The sequence below is a fragment of the Streptomyces sp. NPDC060232 genome (assembly GCF_042726555.1).
Lineage (GTDB): Bacteria > Actinomycetota > Actinomycetes > Streptomycetales > Streptomycetaceae > Streptomyces.
The window spans coordinates 172,093-186,759 of sequence record NZ_JBHXAG010000003.1 but is presented as its reverse complement, the minus strand read 5'-3'; the positions used below and the strand labels follow the sequence as shown (position 1 = coordinate 186,759).

17 protein-coding genes and 1 tRNA gene are annotated in these 14,667 nt (G+C 69.5%); 2 read left to right on the top strand and 16 right to left on the bottom strand.

Annotation, left to right across the window (positions count from 1 at the left end; all coding sequences use genetic code 11):
- Positions 1–431 precede the first annotated feature (431 nt).
- The 9 genes from rplL to ACFWFZ_RS07025 form a co-directional block, all read right to left on the bottom strand.
- On the bottom strand, positions 432–815 hold the full coding sequence (gene rplL / locus ACFWFZ_RS07065) for a 50S ribosomal protein L7/L12 (RefSeq protein ID WP_031152699.1): 384 nt from the start codon (positions 813–815) through the stop codon (positions 432–434).
- A gap of 111 nt (positions 816–926) precedes the next feature.
- Positions 927–1,457: a 50S ribosomal protein L10 gene (gene rplJ / locus ACFWFZ_RS07060; protein ID WP_030653597.1), complete on the bottom strand. Its 531-nt coding sequence runs from the start codon at positions 1,455–1,457 to the stop codon at positions 927–929.
- Positions 1,458–1,715: 258 nt separating this feature from the next.
- On the bottom strand, positions 1,716–2,612 hold the full coding sequence (locus tag ACFWFZ_RS07055) for a hypothetical protein (RefSeq protein WP_387117801.1): 897 nt from the start codon (positions 2,610–2,612) through the stop codon (positions 1,716–1,718).
- A gap of 104 nt (positions 2,613–2,716) precedes the next feature.
- Positions 2,717–3,580 carry an LppX_LprAFG lipoprotein gene (locus tag ACFWFZ_RS07050; RefSeq protein WP_387117798.1) on the bottom strand — a complete coding sequence of 288 codons (864 nt, stop codon included), beginning with the start codon at positions 3,578–3,580 and terminating at the stop codon, positions 2,717–2,719.
- A gap of 205 nt (positions 3,581–3,785) precedes the next feature.
- Entirely contained in the window at positions 3,786–4,514 is a 729-nt protein-coding gene (gene rplA, locus ACFWFZ_RS07045; RefSeq protein ID WP_387117795.1) for a 50S ribosomal protein L1, read from the bottom strand.
- 89 nt (positions 4,515–4,603) lie between these two features.
- Positions 4,604–5,038, bottom strand: a complete 435-nt coding sequence (gene rplK / locus ACFWFZ_RS07040) for a 50S ribosomal protein L11 (protein ID WP_030026644.1) — start codon at positions 5,036–5,038, stop codon at positions 4,604–4,606.
- Positions 5,039–5,222: 184 nt separating this feature from the next.
- Positions 5,223–6,125, bottom strand: a complete 903-nt coding sequence (nusG, locus tag ACFWFZ_RS07035; protein WP_387117791.1) for a transcription termination/antitermination protein NusG — start codon at positions 6,123–6,125, stop codon at positions 5,223–5,225.
- 84 nt (positions 6,126–6,209) lie between these two features.
- The gene (gene secE / locus ACFWFZ_RS07030; RefSeq protein ID WP_030026642.1) at positions 6,210–6,491 is read right to left on the bottom strand and encodes a preprotein translocase subunit SecE; all 282 of its coding nucleotides are present in this window, start codon (positions 6,489–6,491) and stop codon (positions 6,210–6,212) included.
- A 106-nt stretch (positions 6,492–6,597) separates the two neighbouring features.
- Positions 6,598–6,670: transfer RNA gene (locus ACFWFZ_RS07025), tRNA-Trp, on the bottom strand.
- Between the two features lie 193 nt (positions 6,671–6,863).
- Here ACFWFZ_RS07025 and ACFWFZ_RS07020 point away from each other — a divergent pair.
- Positions 6,864–8,090, top strand: coding sequence for a pyridoxal phosphate-dependent aminotransferase (locus tag ACFWFZ_RS07020; protein WP_387117788.1), 1,227 nt, complete (start codon positions 6,864–6,866; stop codon positions 8,088–8,090).
- Positions 8,091–8,284: 194 nt separating this feature from the next.
- Positions 8,285–9,304, top strand: a complete 1,020-nt coding sequence (locus tag ACFWFZ_RS07015) for an adenosine deaminase (protein WP_387117785.1) — start codon at positions 8,285–8,287, stop codon at positions 9,302–9,304.
- On the opposite strand, the gene ACFWFZ_RS07010 is transcribed toward ACFWFZ_RS07015, so the two are convergent.
- The 7 genes from ACFWFZ_RS07010 to ACFWFZ_RS06980 form a co-directional block, all read right to left on the bottom strand.
- Positions 9,294–9,665, bottom strand: coding sequence for a hypothetical protein (locus ACFWFZ_RS07010; RefSeq protein WP_234308926.1), 372 nt, complete (start codon positions 9,663–9,665; stop codon positions 9,294–9,296). The two genes, ACFWFZ_RS07015 and ACFWFZ_RS07010, sit on opposite strands and share 11 nt — an antisense overlap.
- A 61-nt stretch (positions 9,666–9,726) precedes the next feature.
- Entirely contained in the window at positions 9,727–10,866 is a 1,140-nt protein-coding gene (locus tag ACFWFZ_RS07005; RefSeq protein ID WP_387118378.1) for a UDP-N-acetylmuramate dehydrogenase, read from the bottom strand.
- Entirely contained in the window at positions 10,863–11,261 is a 399-nt protein-coding gene (locus ACFWFZ_RS07000) for a DUF3291 domain-containing protein (protein ID WP_387117781.1), read from the bottom strand. Before ACFWFZ_RS07000 ends, ACFWFZ_RS07005 begins: the two co-directional genes overlap by 4 nt.
- Before the next feature lie 147 nt (positions 11,262–11,408).
- Positions 11,409–12,857, bottom strand: coding sequence for an MFS transporter (locus tag ACFWFZ_RS06995; protein ID WP_387117778.1), 1,449 nt, complete (start codon positions 12,855–12,857; stop codon positions 11,409–11,411).
- A gap of 80 nt (positions 12,858–12,937) precedes the next feature.
- Entirely contained in the window at positions 12,938–13,507 is a 570-nt protein-coding gene (locus ACFWFZ_RS06990) for a TetR/AcrR family transcriptional regulator (RefSeq protein ID WP_387117775.1), read from the bottom strand.
- Positions 13,508–13,672: 165 nt separating this feature from the next.
- A complete protein-coding gene (locus ACFWFZ_RS06985; RefSeq protein ID WP_387117772.1) occupies positions 13,673–14,101 on the bottom strand; it encodes a MaoC family dehydratase in 429 nt (142 codons plus the stop codon).
- A 1-nt stretch (position 14,102) separates the two neighbouring features.
- Positions 14,103–14,555, bottom strand: coding sequence for a MaoC family dehydratase N-terminal domain-containing protein (locus tag ACFWFZ_RS06980; protein ID WP_366677823.1), 453 nt, complete (start codon positions 14,553–14,555; stop codon positions 14,103–14,105).
- Between the last annotated feature and the right edge of the window lie 112 nt (positions 14,556–14,667).

Below are 14,667 nucleotides of genomic sequence, written 5' to 3'. Positions count from 1 at the left end.
CCTGGCGACGGGCAGGGGACAGCTAACAGGCAGCGCAAAGGGTCAGTGTAGCCACTCGGCTCACTGATGTCCAGACCGCGTTTCCGGAAACCGGCAACAGGCCTTCCCCATGTCGTTCAACCCTGCGTCCAACGCTGCGGCTCTCGTACACAGAGCGCGTATCAGTACTGCCCTCTTCGTAGTCGATCCATGCCTCGGATCTCGGATCGAGGCGGTCGACCTCTCGACGGGTCTGAGAATGCTGCGCCGCGTCCCGTTCGTCAAGGCCCCCTGCTCCGAGCGGATCATCTTCGGACCCTGCGTCGGAGCAACGATGATCACCCTACTCCCCAACGAGACCAGGGCAAGTCAGGCACTGCGGGTACGCCAAAGGGCGACCACCCTTACGGGTGATCGCCCTTGGTTGAGGCCTCAGGAGGGCCTCAGAGGTGTTACTTGACCTCGACGGCCGCACCGGCGCCCTTGAGGGCCTCGGCGGCCTTCTCGGCGGCGTCCTTGGCGACCTTCTCGAGGACCGGCTTCGGGGCGCCGTCCACGAGGTCCTTGGCCTCCTTCAGACCCAGGGAGGTCAGCTCGCGCACGACCTTGATGACCTGGATCTTCTTGTCGCCGGCACCGGTGAGGATGACGTCGAACTCGTCCTTCTCCTCCTCGGCCTCGACAACGGCACCCGGGCCGGCCGGGCCGGCAACGGCGACGGCCGCGGCGGCGGTGACGTCGAACTTCTCCTCGAAGGCCTTCACGAACTCGGAGAGCTCGATGAGGGTCATCTCCTCGAACTGGGCGAGGAGGTCGTCCTGAGAGAGCTTCGCCATGATGGGCGATCCTTCCACTAATTCGGCAGGTGCCGATGTGTCTATAGAGGCGGGCGTAACGGCCCGCTACGACCCGCGCACTAGGCGGCGCGGATCAATGCGCGAGCCGAATTACTCGGCACCGCCCTGCTCGGCGAGCTTGACGCGAAGCGCTTCCGCGGTGCGGACGAACTTCGACGGCAGCGCCTGGAAGAGCGAGGCAGCCTGGGACTGCTTGCCCTTGAACGCGCCGGCCAGCTTGCTGAGCAGAACCTCGCGGGACTCGAGGTCCGCAAGCTTCTTGATGTCATCGGCGGAGAGCGCCTTACCATCAAGGACACCCGCCTTGATGATCAGGTTGGGGTTGTCCTTGGCGAAGTCACGCAGGCTCTTCGCCGACTCCACCGGGTCACCGGTGATGAAGGCGACCGCAGTCGGACCAGCGAAGTGCTCGTCCAGCGCGGTGATCCCGGCCTGGTTGGCCGCAATCTTGGTCAGCGTGTTCTTCACCACGGCGTACTGGGCGTTCTCACCGAGGGAGCGACGCAGCGTCTTGAGCTGCGCGACGGTGAGACCCCGGTACTCGGTCAGCACGGCGGCGTTGGAGCTCTGGAACGCGTCCTTGAGCTCGGCCACCGATGCAGCCTTGTTGGGCGTCGGCATGGTGCGTTCGCCTCCTTCCGGGTGATGAGGACCGCTCAGAAGGGGCTGAAAAACGAAACGCCCCGGCGCAGGCGCCAGGGCGTGGCTCGACCGGAACGAATCCCGGGAACCTTCCACAGTCACCTGCGCGGGTCGTCCGCATTCAGCGGATCCTTCGGCCACCACACCCTTGCGGGCACGGCAACGACCAGCGGTCTTTGGCTTCCGGGGAAGACTACGTGAAGGGTTCCGGTCGAGGCAAATCGGTCAGCGGACGGGTCAGCTGCGAAGGCCCGGCAGCCCTGCGTCCCGCAGCGTCTTGTCGGCCTCTTCGAGGCTCTTGTCGGCCGCTTCCAGGTCCTTGTCGGCCTGTTCGAGGTCGGCGTCGACGCCCTTCATCACGGCGTCGAAGGTGACGACCTGGTCGGCCGGCGGCGGCTGGACGGCGGCGGCCCGGCCGAAGTCGGAGAACTTCGCCGTGGTCTTCGATGTGCCCTTGCCGTCCGTGCTGGAGCTGTCGACGCGGACCGGGTAGCCGTCCTTGCCGATCCACAGGTCCACCTCGAAGGAGGTGATGTGCTTCACGGACTCGTGGAGGTACTGGCGGTTCTTCTCCTCCATGACCTTGGTGGACTCGTCCGCCTTGATCAGGTCCGCGTTGGTGAGGCTGCCCTTGTAGTGCTGGGCGTCGATGCCGTCGGTCGTCTCGGCCCCGACGTGCGTGAGCTTCTCCTGGCCGAGCAGCATGGCGAGGTACTCGGCCGGGTCCTCGTTCAGCCGGACCCCCGGCTTGCCGTCCTTGGACAGGTCCATCTGCATCCAGGTCTTGCCCTTGAGGGGCTTGTCCAACTGGGTGTAGACGGTGTCGCCCATCATGATCGAGCGGGTGTCGGGCTTCCCGCCGCCGTCCTTGAGGACCACGTCGTGGCTGGACGGGTACCAGCCCTTCGTGCCCGACTGGCCGCTGGTCGTGCCGTCGGTCCCGACGGTGGACACCTCCGCCTTGGCGAACGTGGCGGCCACCGTCTTCAGGTAGGACGCCTTCACCGCCGCCACGGGGTCGTGCGCCTTGGCGTCCGCCCCCTCGGCGCCGCCACCGCAGGCGGTGAGGCCGCCCACGAGCAGTGCGGTACCGGCCATCGCCACGCCGGCCCGGATCCGGACAGCGCTGTTCATCTGCTTCTCCCCCATGAATGGTTCTGCTGCGCGCCGCGCCGCCGCGGTACAGCGGCGGCGCGACGGTAGTGCGGTCGTACGGCGCCGCGGCCGCGCTGCGGCGATCAGGCGGAGCCCTCGCCGGAGCCCTTCATCATCTCGGCGAGGTCGACGACCTGCTCGGCCGGCGGCGCGATGACCTCGACGGGCTTGTTGATGTCCAGGAACTTGATGGTGATGTCCATCGGGCCGGACGTGCCGGCGCCCCGGGTGCGGACCTGCTTCGCCTGGTCGTTCTCGTCGATCCAGAGGTCCATGGTCAGGGTCTTGATGCCCTGGGCCTCCAGTGCCGCGAGATTCTTCTCCTGGCGCTCCTTGGCCTCCGGGGTGGCGGCGGCGCTGCGGGACCGCATCTCATCGACCGAGACGGTGCCGCTCAGGTGCGTCGTCTTCTGCCCGTCGATGGTCTCGTCGCCGACCCTCTTGAGGTCCTTGGAGGCGCTCAGGCTGTCGGCCGTGTCGGCCGGGTTCTGGCCCTGCTGGGCCGAGCCGAGCGAGTCCAGCTCCTTGGCCTGCTCCGGAGCCAGGGCCTTGAGGTCGAACTTCAGCCACTTGCCCTCGGTGCCCAGGTACATGGCGCTGTCGAGGAGGCGGATCTGCACCTTCTCGCCCGGCTTCTCGGGCGAGTCCATCGTCATCGACATGGCCACGGTCGGCTTGATCCGCATGGCGGCCTCGCCGGTGATCTTCTGACCGGCCGCGTCGCCCGTGATGCTGTACCGGAGGGAGGTGATCTCCTCGGACTTCTTCTTCGCCTTCTCCAGGTACGCGGCAGGCGTCACCTCCGCCGGCTTCTCCGCGGGCTTGGCCGGCGCGGGCGCCCCCGTCTCCTTCTTCGCGTCCTTGCCGTCCTCGCAGGCCGTGGCACCGCCTGCGAGCAGGAAGGCGGCCAGGACGGCTGCGACGGTCTTCTTGCGGTATGCGTTCATGTGTTTGTTCCCCACCCCGTGTCCTCGTGGCAGCGCATGGTCTCCGGTGTTGTCACCTGCGGCGCCGCCCGTACGACTGTACGACTCCGCACCGAAAGTAATCGCACGGGACTCGCACAGGGAAACGAAAAACGGACCCCCCGCCACCCGTGAGGGGGGCGAGGGGTCCGTCGAGCTGCTCGGTGAGCCGTCAGGCTCAGCCCGATCAGACGGCAGCCGGGTCTTCCTCGACGAGGAGGTTCCGGGTGCGGTTCGGGTCCAGCTGGATGCCGGGGCCCATGGTGGTGCTGAGGGCGGCCTTCTTCAGGTAGCGGCCCTTGGCGGCGGACGGCTTCAGACGAAGGATCTCGTCCAGGGCCGCGCCGTAGTTCTCGACGAGCTGCTCGTCGGAGAAGGAGACCTTGCCGATGATGAAGTGCAGGTTCGAGTGCTTGTCGACGCGGAACTCGATCTTGCCACCCTTGATCTCGGTGACAGCCTTCGCGACGTCCATCGTGACGGTGCCGGTCTTCGGGTTCGGCATGAGGCCACGGGGACCGAGCACGCGGCCGAGGCGGCCGACCTTGCCCATGAGGTCCGGAGTGGCGACAACGGCGTCGAACTCGTTCAGGCGGTTGCCCTTGGCGATCTCGTTGATCAGCTCGTCGTCGCCGACGATGTCGGCGCCGGCGGCTTCCGCGGCCGCAGCACGGTCACCGGTCGCGAAGACCAGGACCCGGGCGGTCTTGCCGGTGCCGTGCGGGAGGTTCACGGTGCCGCGGACCATCTGGTCGGCCTTGCGCGGGTCGACACCCAGGCGGAAGGCGATCTCGACGGTGCTGTCGAACTTGGTGGAGGAGGTCTCCTTGGCGAGACGGACGGCCTCGAGCGGGGCGTAGAGCTTCTCCCGGTCGATCTTGGCGTCCGCAGCGCGGAGAGTCTTGCTGCGCTTCACTTCTGCTCCTGTGTTGTGGCTTCAGGCATGGAGTCGTGGTGCGGACCAGCGCTTGGCCCTACCACTGGTGGTACGAGGGGGTGGCTGGATCAGCCTTCGACGGTGACGCCCATCGAACGCGCGGTGCCGGCGATGATCTTGACGGCCGCGTCGATGTCGTTGGCGTTCAGGTCGGGCATCTTCAGCTCGGCGATCTCCTTGACCTGGGCAGCCGTGAGCTTGGCGACCTTGGTCTTGTGGGGCTCGCCGGAGCCCTTCTCGATGCCCGCGTGCTTCAGGATGAGGCGCGCGGCCGGCGGAGTCTTGGTGATGAAGGTGAAGGTGCGGTCCTCGTAGACCGTGATCTCCACCGGCACGACCATGCCACGCTGCGACTCGGTCGCGGCGTTGTAGGCCTTGCAGAACTCCATGATGTTGACGCCGTGCTGACCGAGCGCGGGGCCGACCGGCGGAGCCGGGTTGGCCGCACCGGCCTTGATCTGGAGCTTGATAAGCCCCGTGACCTTCTTCTTCTTGGGAGGCATTGCTCTCTCCGGGTCCTAGTGAGAGTTTTCAGCCGCCGATCCGGTCATCCGGATGGAGGCATACCGCACCACGATAGCGGGTATCAGTGCGGGGCTAAAAACCGAGCAGGTCAGACCACCCTTGAGGGGCGGTCTGACCTGTCCGGAAGCTGTGGCTCAGAAGCCGTGATGCACGCGGAGTGGATCAGTTCTTCTGGATCTGGTCGAAGCTGAGCTCGACCGGGGTCTCGCGGCCGAAGATCTCGACGAGACCCTTGACCTTCTTCGAGTCGGGGTTGATCTCGTTGATGGTCGCCTGGAGCGTGGCGAACGGGCCGTCGGTGACGGTGACCGAGTCGCCGACCTCAAAGTCCAGGACCTCGATGGTGCGCTTGACGGCGGGCGCGGGCAGACCGGCCTCTTCCGCGGCGGCCTTGGCGGCCTTCTCCTGCGCCTCCGGGGCGAGCATCTTGACGATCTCGTCCAGGGTCAGCGGGTACGGGTCGTACGCGTTGCCCACGAAGCCGGTGACGCCGGGGGTGTTGCGGACGACGCCCCAGGACTCGTTCGTCAGATCCATGCGGACGAGAACGTAGCCGGGCAGCTTGTTCTGCCGGACGTTCTTGCGCTCGCCGTTCTTGATCTGGACGATCTCTTCCTCGGGCACCTCGGCCTGGTAGATGAACTCCTCGACGTTCAGCGAGACGGCGCGCTGCTCCAGGTTGGCCTTCACGCGCTTCTCGTAGCCGGCGTAGGTGTGGATCACGTACCACTCGCCGGGGAGGAGGCGCAGCTCCTCGCGCAGGGCCTGGATCGGGTCGACCGGCTCGGCGGGCTCGGCCTCTTCGGCCTCTTCCTCGCCGGCCTCGACCTCGTCAGCAGCCTCTTCGACCTCGGCGTCGGCGTCGGCGTCGACCTCGGTGTCAGCCTCGTCCTCGTCCTCGTCGGACTCGACGTGCACCGCGGCCTCTTCGGCGGCGGCACCCGCCTCGGCGTCGGCGAGCTCGGCCTCGTCGGGGTCCACAGCGTCTGCCGCCTCGACGATGTCGAGCTCGTCCTCGACGGACTCGACGGAGTCGTGGCTCGCGTTCAGGTTCGGGTCAGACACGGTGGCTGCTTCTTCCTGGATACAAAAGGTGGTGGAACATGCGAAAACGGGCGACACCCATCAAGGCGCCGCCCCCCGCGGGGATCAGCCGAAGACGAACTTGATGGCCTTCTCAAACCCAAAGTCAACCACGGTCACGATACCGATCATGATGACGACGAAGACAATCACCACGGTGGTGTACGTCGTGAGCTGGTTGCGCGTGGGCCAGACAACCTTGCGGAGTTCCGCGACGATCTGGCGGTAGAAAAGCGCGAGCCGACCCAGAGGGCCCTTCTTGCCGCGCTTGCCGCCCTTGCGGGCCTTCTTCTCGCGCGTCTCGTCCTCGGCATCAGGCATGTCGATGGAGCCCAGGGCGTCCGTCACGTCTCTCACCTGAATCCGGGTCGTGGCCGTACCGCGCCCGGTTGCGCCGCACGGCGTTGCATCTAAGTACGTACCTGCGCACACACATCCGAGAAGGAGTGTGGAGCAGGGCCGGAGGGACTCGAACCCCCAACCGCTGGTTTTGGAGACCAGTGCTCTACCAATTGAGCTACGACCCTTTGCGTCCCCCAACCTACCGCATCCGGGCGAGTGCACGGAGTGCTCACGCTCTGCAGCGGCTGGCGAGGTCCAACGACAGGTGAGTGTACGTGAACTGGGCCGTAACGTCGAACAGCAACCGACCTGACATGCTCCAGTCCGTTGACTGAAACGTTGTGCGGCGCCTCTGCGCGGTCTGGGACGATTGCCCGTATGACCTCTGCAACGCCTTCCTCCGAGCGCCGGGTGTCCGCCCGTATCGGCGCCATTTCCGAGTCCGCCACCCTCGCCGTGGACGCCAAGGCCAAGGCCCTCAAGGCCGCCGGTCGCCCTGTGATCGGCTTCGGCGCGGGCGAGCCCGACTTCCCGACCCCGGACTACATCGTCGAGGCCGCAGTCGAGGCCTGCCGAAACCCCAAGTACCACCGCTACACGCCGGCCGGCGGTCTGCCGGAGCTGAAGGCCGCCATCGCCGCCAAGACGCTGCGCGACTCCGGTTACGAGGTCGAGGCGTCGCAGGTCCTGGTGACCAACGGCGGCAAGCAGGCGATCTACGAGGCCTTCGCGGCCGTTCTGGACCCGGGTGACGAGGTCATCGTGCCGGCTCCGTACTGGACCACCTACCCGGAGTCGATCCGTCTCGCCGGCGGTGTCCCGGTCGAGGTCGTCGCCGACGAGACCACCGGTTACCGGGTCTCCGTCGAGCAGCTGGAGGCCGCGCGCACCGACCGCACCAAGGTCGTCCTGTTCGTCTCCCCGTCCAACCCGACCGGTGCGGTCTACAGCGAGGCCGACGCGAAGGCGATCGGCGAATGGGCCGCCGAGCACGGCCTGTGGGTGCTGACCGACGAGATCTACGAGCACCTGGTCTACGGCGACGCGAAGTTCACCTCGCTGCCGGTCCTGGTGCCGGCCCTGCGTGACAAGTGCATCATCGTGAACGGCGTCGCCAAGACGTACGCGATGACCGGCTGGCGCGTGGGCTGGGTCATCGCCCCGCAGGACGTCGTCAAGGCCGCGACGAACCTGCAGTCGCACGCCACCTCCAACGTCTCCAACGTGGCCCAGGTCGCCGCGCTGGCCGCCGTCTCGGGCAACCTGGACGCGGTCGCCGAGATGCGCAAGGCCTTCGACCGCCGCCGCCAGACGATGGTCAGGATGCTGAACGAGATCGACGGCGTCTTCTGCCCGACCCCCGAGGGCGCGTTCTACGCGTACCCGTCGGTCAAGGAGCTCCTCGGCAAGGAGATCCGCGGCAAGCGCCCGCAGACCTCCGTCGAGCTGGCCGCCCTGATCCTGGACGAGGCCGAGGTCGCGGTCGTCCCGGGCGAGGCCTTCGGCACCCCGGGCTACCTGCGCCTCTCGTACGCCCTGGGCGACGAGGACCTGGTGGAGGGCGTCTCCCGCATCCAGAAGCTCCTGGCCGAGGCCAAGGCCTAGGCCTGACGCGGCCCGCAGCGGCGCCTCCCCGGACGGGGCGGCGCCGCTCGCCTTTTCGGCCCCGCCGGCGTTCGAGGCGCGGGGCTCGGGGGCAGCGCCCCGGCAACGGCGCGGCGCCCGCTCACGCGTTCGCGCAAGCCCCCGATCGGTAAAACCCCCTCCCGCCGAGCGCGGCGGTACGGCAGGATCTCCAGATGGAGCACGCACGCGATCTCACGCTTCTGCCGAAGGCCCACCTGCACCTGCACTTCACCGGGTCGATGCGACCATCGACCCTCCTGGAGCTCGCCGACAAATACGGCGTGCGGCTTCCCGACGCCCTGACTGCCGGGGAGCCGCCCAAGCTGCGCGCCACCGACGAGCGCGGCTGGTTCCGCTTCCAGCGGCTCTACGACGCCGCCCGGTCCTGCCTGCGCGAGCCCGAGGACATCCGGCGCCTGGTCCGCGAGGCCGCGGAGGAGGATGTCCGGGACGGCAGCGGCTGGCTGGAGATCCAGGTGGATCCCACTTCCTATGCCCCGCTGCTCGGCGGCCTGATTCCGGCGGTCGAGATCATCCTCGACGCCGTGGACAGCGCGTCCCGCGAGACCGGCCTCGGCATGCGGGTCCTGATCGCTGCCAACCGCATGAAGCACCCCCTCGACGCCCGCACCCTGGCCCGCCTCGCCGTGCGCTACGCCGACCGCGGCATCGTCGGTTTCGGCCTCTCCAACGACGAGCGCCGGGGCCTGGCCCGCGACTTCGACCGGGCCTTCGCCATCGCCCGCGACGGCGGGCTCCTGGCGGCCCCGCACGGCGGCGAGCTCACCGGCCCGGCCTCCGTCCGCGACTGCCTCGACGACCTGCACGCCGCCCGCATCGGGCACGGCGTACGGGCCGCGGAGGACCCCCGGCTGCTGAGGCGGCTCGCGGACCGGCAGATCACCTGCGAGGTCTGCCCGGCCTCCAACGTCGCCCTCGGGGTCTACGAGCGGCCCGAGGACGTCCCTCTGCGCACGCTGTTCGAGGCCGGGGTGCCGATGGCACTGGGCGCGGACGACCCGCTGCTGTTCGGGTCCCGGCTGGCGGCCCAGTACGAGATCGCCCGCCGCCACCACGGCTTCACGGATCCGGAGCTCGCCGAGCTGGCCCGCCAGTCGGTGCGCGGCAGCGCCGCTCCGGACGAGGTGCAGGCCAAGCTGCTGGTCGGGATCGACCACTGGCTCACCGGGTGAGCCGCAGGTCTCCCTCGTAGCAGTCGGCGCGGACGCGGCGGCCGTCCGGGAAGCCGATCTCCAGGTGGGTGCGGCCCTGTTCGGGCAGGGCGAACTCGGCGACCGAGGAGACGGTCTCGCCCAGGTGCCGCAGGAAGGGGTGGTCGCCGAGGTCCTCGCCGACCTCGATACGGCCCCACTCCCCCATGTCGTACGGCGCGTGGGGCGGGGCGGACTCGACGATGAGGCACTGGTCGGACCCGGTGGTGATCCGGATCGAGTCGCCGACGCTGTCGATCAGCCAGACGTCGAGGGGGGACTCGGAGCGTTCGCCGTCACTGACGTGCCAGGACGCGACGACCCTGCTGAGTGTGCGACCCACGAGCCGAGTGGGGTCCGTACCGGCCCCGTGGCGGGGACAGAGCATGGGCGGCCGGGGCTCCTCAGAGGCTGACGCCGACCGTCACCGGCTCGTTGACGAGGGTGACGCCGAAGGCCGCGTGGACGCCCGCGACGACCTCGCGGGCCAGGGCGAGGAGGTCCTCGGTGGTGGCCTCGCCGCGGTTGGTGAGGGCGAGGGTGTGTTTGGTGGAGATGCGTGCGGGCCCGGTGCCGTAGCCCTTGGTGAAGCCGGCCTTGTCGATCAGCCAGGCCGCGCTGGTCTTCGTACGGCCCTCGCCGGCGGGGTAGGCGGGCGGGGCGGTGTCGGGGCCGAGGCGGTCCTGGACGCGGGCGAGGAAGGCGGCGTAGGCCTCGTCGGTCAGGATCGGGTTGTGGAAGAAGGAGCCGGCCGACCAGGTGTCGTGGTCGGCGGGGTCGAGGACCATGCCCTTGCCGGCGCGCAGCCGCAGGACTGTCTCGCGGGCGGTGGCGGCGGGGACCCGGTCGCCGGCCTCGACGCCGAGGGCGCGGGCGGTCTCCGGGTACTTGATCGGCGCCGAGAGCCCGCCGGCGTCCTCCAGGGCGAAGCGCACGCGCAGGACGACGTAGCGGTCGGGCTGGTCCTTGAAGGTGCTGTGGCGGTACCGGAAGGCGCACTCGGCGGCGGTCAGGGTGACCGTTTCGCCGGTGGTGCGGTCGTAGGCGACGACCTCGGTGATGGTGTCGCAAACCTCTTGGCCGTACGCGCCGACGTTCTGGATCGGGGTGGCGCCGGCCGAGCCGGGGATGCCGGCGAGGCATTCGATGCCGGCGAGGCCGGCCGCGACGGTGCGGGCGACGGCGTCGCTCCAGTTCTCGCCGGCGGCGAGTTCCAGGGTGGTGCCGTCGAGGGTGAAGCCGGTGGTCGCGATGCGCAGGGCGGTTCCTTCGAAGCCCTGGTCGCCGATGACCAGGTTGCTGCCGCCGCCGATGATCAGGAGCGGGGTGCCGTCGGCGTCCGCGGCACGCACGGTGGCGACGACTTCGGCGTCGGTGGTCGCGGTGACCAGGCGGGCGGCGGGACCACCGAGGCGGAAGGTGGTCAGCGGGGCGAGGGGGGCTTCGTGGAGTTCCTGCACGTGGACAAGAGTACGGTCCGTGCCCCTCGCATCCCTGCGGGGCCACGGACCGTCCTCGTTCGTCCCCCGTACCGGCCGGGTCAGCGGCCCGCCTTCTCCTGGGCGAGGCGGCGCTCGGCCTCGGCCCAGCTGATCGGCAGGTCGGCGGCCGGAACGGTCCAGTAGGTGAAGACGGATTCCTTCATGTACGCGCTGGCGGCGCGGGCGCTGGTGCGGTGGGGTTCGGTGCGGGCGAAGCGGTAGAGGGCGTCGCGGTCCTCCCACGCGGAGAGGGTGAGGAAGGTGCGCCGCAGGACGCGGGCCCGGAGGGCGACGCCGTGGGCGCCGGGGGCCTTGCGCATCTGGCGGACGATGCCGGGCGACTTCAGGAGGAACCTGAGTGCGCCGGTGAGGGTGGCGGTCTCGAAGCGGGAGGCCATGACGTAGGCCTCGGCGCCGGGCTCGGCAGGCGTGGGCGTGGACCAGGGGATGTCGGGCATGAGGTGCTCTCCTTGCGCTGCAGGGTGCGGATCCGGGTCGGTCGTACGTCGTACGGGGTGGTGCGGTCCGGTCGGTCGTACGGGGCTGCGCGCGGGCCGGGGTCAGCGGGCGGCGGGTCAGCCGGCGGCGGGTCAGCCGGCGGCGGGTCAGCGGGCGGCGGGGACCTTCTCCGGGGTGCGGGCGGTGCGGCCCGCGGGGACCGGGGCGGCCTGGGACCTGCGGGGCACCAGGAGGGCCAGCGCGGCGGCGAGGGCGACCGCTGCGGCGCCGATCCACAGGGCGGGCACGGTGCCGTCGGTGAAGGCGTGCGGGGACTCGTACCCGCCCTGGGCGGAGAAGACGGAGGCCAGGACGGCGACACCGAGGGCTCCGCCGAGCTCGCGCAGGGCGTTGTTCGCACCGGAGGCCTTTCCCTGGTCGGCGGGGCGCACGGTGGACATCAGGATGTTGGCCGCCGGGGCGAAGTAGAGGGCCATGCCGATGCCGCTGAGGATCAACGGCGGCAGCTGCGCGGCGTACGAGACGTCCGTGCTGAGGATCGCGGCGAACCAGCCGAGGCCGAGCGCCTGGAACGCCAGCCCGGCGGCGGCGACGGGGCGGCCGCCGATGCGGTCGGAGAGGATCCCGGCGAGCGGGGCCACGATCATCGGCATGCCGGTCCAGGGGAGCATCCGCAGGCCGGCTTCGGTGGGCGAGTAGCCGGCGACGCCCTGGAGGAACTGGCTGAGCAGGAAGATCGAGCCGAACATGCCGAGGAACATCAGCAGGCTGGCCAGGTTGATCCCCAGGAAGCCGCGGTCACGGAAGAGCCGCATGGGGAGCATGGGGTCGGCGTGGGTGGAGCCGTGGTGGACGAAGCCCGCGACGAGGGCGGGGCCGAGGATCAGTCCGGTGAGGACGGGCGCGCTGGTCCAGCCCTCGGAGTGGGCATTGACCAGGGCGTAGACGATGCCGAAGAGACCGCCGCTGATGAGCAGGGTGCCGGGGATGTCGAGGCGGGCGCCCGGGGCGGTGGACTCGGCGAGACGCAGGCGGGCCAGCGGGATCAGGGCCAGGCCTACCGGGACGTTGAGCCAGAAGATCCACTGCCAGGAGATGTGCTCGGTGAGGCTGCCGCCGATCAGGGGGCCGCTGGCGACGGCGAGGCCGGTGACGGCGCCGTAGATGCCGAGGGCCGTGCCGCGTCGGGCGGCCGGGACGGCGGCGGTGAGGAGGGTCAGGGTGAGCGGCATCATGACGGCGGCTCCCACGCCCTGCACGGCGCGGGCGGCGATGAGCGCGTCGATCCCCGGCGAGAGGGCGGCCGCGGCGGAGGCGCCGGTGAAGACGGCGAGGCCGGCGGCGAACAGCCGGCGGCGGCCGAAGCGGTCGCCGAGGGCCGCGCCGAACATGAGGAGGACGGCGAAGGTGAGCGTGTAGGCGTTCACCGTCCATTCCAGGTCCTCCAGCCCGCCGCCGAGGTCCGCGCGGATGGCGGGGAGGGCGGTGGTGACGACGAGGTTGTCGAGTGCGGCCATGAAGCCGGCGACGCCGGTGAGGACGAGGGCCCACACGGCCGGCCCGCGGAGCCGGGTGTCGGAGTCCTGCGTGTGCATGATTCCCCCTACGAATTGTTAGTTATCAATGACTAACTTTCGTGGCCATGGAAAGGCGCGCGAGCGGATCGCGCGCGCGTTCACTTCTCCAGGCGGCCGGTGGTGCGGGCCGACGGGTAGAACCCTTCCCAGACCCGGTGGTCGAACGGGAAGCCCATGGCGGCCAGGACGTTGATCAGCATCCCGTAGGCCATGAAGGTCGTGGTCTCGCCCGGGTCCGCCCCCAGCGGCAGGTGGGCGGTGTCCCACAGCTCCATCCAGCCGGCCCGGACGACCTCGCCGAACTCGTGGTCGCCGGCCGCCTCGGCCGCGGCCACGGCCACGTACATCTGGAGCTGCATCTGGAGCTTGTCGGGATCCTCGGTGATCAGCCGGGTGTAGGCGTTGGCGATGGAGCGCTGGGCCTCCTCGCCGTGCAGGCCTTCGACGGCGGAGGCGAAGAGCTCCCGGGTCTCCCTCAGGCAGCGCTGGGAAGCGGCCAGGAAGATGGCCTGCTTGTTGGGGAAGAGCCGGAAGAGGTACGGCTGCGAGACCCCCACCCGCCTGGCGATCGCCTCGGTGGAGGTCCCGTGGTACCCGCCCCGGGCGAACTCGTGCACCGCCGCGCGAATGACGCTCTCGCGTCGCTCGTCTGCGCTCATCCTTGCCATACGGCGAAGTTAGTGCTCAATCACTAACTTCGTCAAGGGGTCGCGTGGGGCGCCCTGGAGGACAGGCCGGGCCGGGGGTGGCGGGGCCCTGGGCGGGCGAGGGGGCGGACGCACCGCCCCCTCGCCCGCCCAGGCCCCACACACGCCCTCACACGCTCAGGCCTGTCAGGCGAGCGCGACCACCGCGCGGGACATGCCGAGGACCTTCTGGCCGGCGCTCATGGCGGTCAGGTCGACCCGCACCCGGTTGTCATCCAGCTTCGCCGCGACCTTGGCGGTGACCTCGATCAGGCCGCCCCGGTCGTCGTCGGGGACCACGACGGGCTTGGTGAAGCGCACGCCGTACTCCACCACCGCGCCCGGGTCGCCCACCCAGTCGGTGACCACGCGGATCGCCTCGGCCATGGTGAACATGCCGTGCGCGATCACGTCCGGCAGTCCGACCTCCCGGGCGAACTTCTCGTTCCAGTGGATCGGGTTGAAGTCACCCGAGGCACCGGCGTACTGGACCAGCGCGGCACGGGTCACGGGGAAGGCCGCCGCGGGCAGCTCGGTGCCGACCTCGACGTCGGCGTACTTGATCTGCGCTGCCATGTCAGGCCTCCTCGGGGGCGCGGGAGACGAGCTTCGTCCACGCCGTCACCACGTGCTCGCCGGTCTCGTCGTGGACCTCGCCGCGGACGTCGATGATGTCGTTGCCCGCGAGCGACTTCACGGCCTCGATGGTGGAGGTCACCGTCAGGCGGTCACCGGCACGCACCGGGCGGGAGTACGCGAACTTCTGGTCGCCGTGCACGACGCGGCTGTAGTCCAGGCCCAGCTGCGGGTCCTGGACGACCTCTCCGGCCGCCTTGAAAGTGATGGCGAACACAAAAGTCGGCGGAGCGATCACATCGGAGTGGCCGTAGGCCTTCGCCGCTTCGGGGTCGGTGTAGACGGGATTGGCGTCACCCACAGCGACCGCGAATTCGCGGATCTTCTCCCGGCCGACCTCGTACGGATCGGTGGGCGGGTAGCTCCGCCCCACGAAGGACTGGTCGAGAGCCATGACTCACTACCTCCTGTTGAAGGGACACGAAACACACAGGGACAAAGACTGGAGAGATCAGGCGCGAAAACGACACGAGGCCGCCCCCAATGAAGGGGACGACCTCATGACG

Excerpts from the sequence above, each read along its gene's own strand:
- rplL (WP_031152699.1), bottom strand. The coding sequence starts at position 815 with ATGGCGAAGCTCTCTCAGGACGACCTCCTCGCCCAGTTCGAGGAGATG.
- rplJ (WP_030653597.1), bottom strand. The coding sequence starts at position 1,457 with ATGCCGACGCCCAACAAGGCTGCATCGGTGGCCGAGCTCAAGGACGCG.
- ACFWFZ_RS07055 (WP_387117801.1), bottom strand. The coding sequence starts at position 2,612 with ATGAACAGCGCTGTCCGGATCCGGGCCGGCGTGGCGATGGCCGGTACC.
- ACFWFZ_RS07050 (WP_387117798.1), bottom strand. The coding sequence starts at position 3,580 with ATGAACGCATACCGCAAGAAGACCGTCGCAGCCGTCCTGGCCGCCTTC.
- rplK (WP_030026644.1), bottom strand. The coding sequence starts at position 5,038 with ATGCCTCCCAAGAAGAAGAAGGTCACGGGGCTTATCAAGCTCCAGATC.
- ACFWFZ_RS07020 (WP_387117788.1), top strand. The coding sequence starts at position 6,864 with ATGACCTCTGCAACGCCTTCCTCCGAGCGCCGGGTGTCCGCCCGTATC.
- ACFWFZ_RS07015 (WP_387117785.1), top strand. The coding sequence starts at position 8,285 with ATGGAGCACGCACGCGATCTCACGCTTCTGCCGAAGGCCCACCTGCAC.
- ACFWFZ_RS07000 (WP_387117781.1), bottom strand. The coding sequence starts at position 11,261 with ATGCCCGACATCCCCTGGTCCACGCCCACGCCTGCCGAGCCCGGCGCC.
- ACFWFZ_RS06995 (WP_387117778.1), bottom strand. The coding sequence starts at position 12,857 with ATGCACACGCAGGACTCCGACACCCGGCTCCGCGGGCCGGCCGTGTGG.
- ACFWFZ_RS06990 (WP_387117775.1), bottom strand. The coding sequence starts at position 13,507 with ATGGCAAGGATGAGCGCAGACGAGCGACGCGAGAGCGTCATTCGCGCG.
- ACFWFZ_RS06985 (WP_387117772.1), bottom strand. The coding sequence starts at position 14,101 with ATGGCAGCGCAGATCAAGTACGCCGACGTCGAGGTCGGCACCGAGCTG.
- ACFWFZ_RS06980 (WP_366677823.1), bottom strand. The coding sequence starts at position 14,555 with ATGGCTCTCGACCAGTCCTTCGTGGGGCGGAGCTACCCGCCCACCGAT.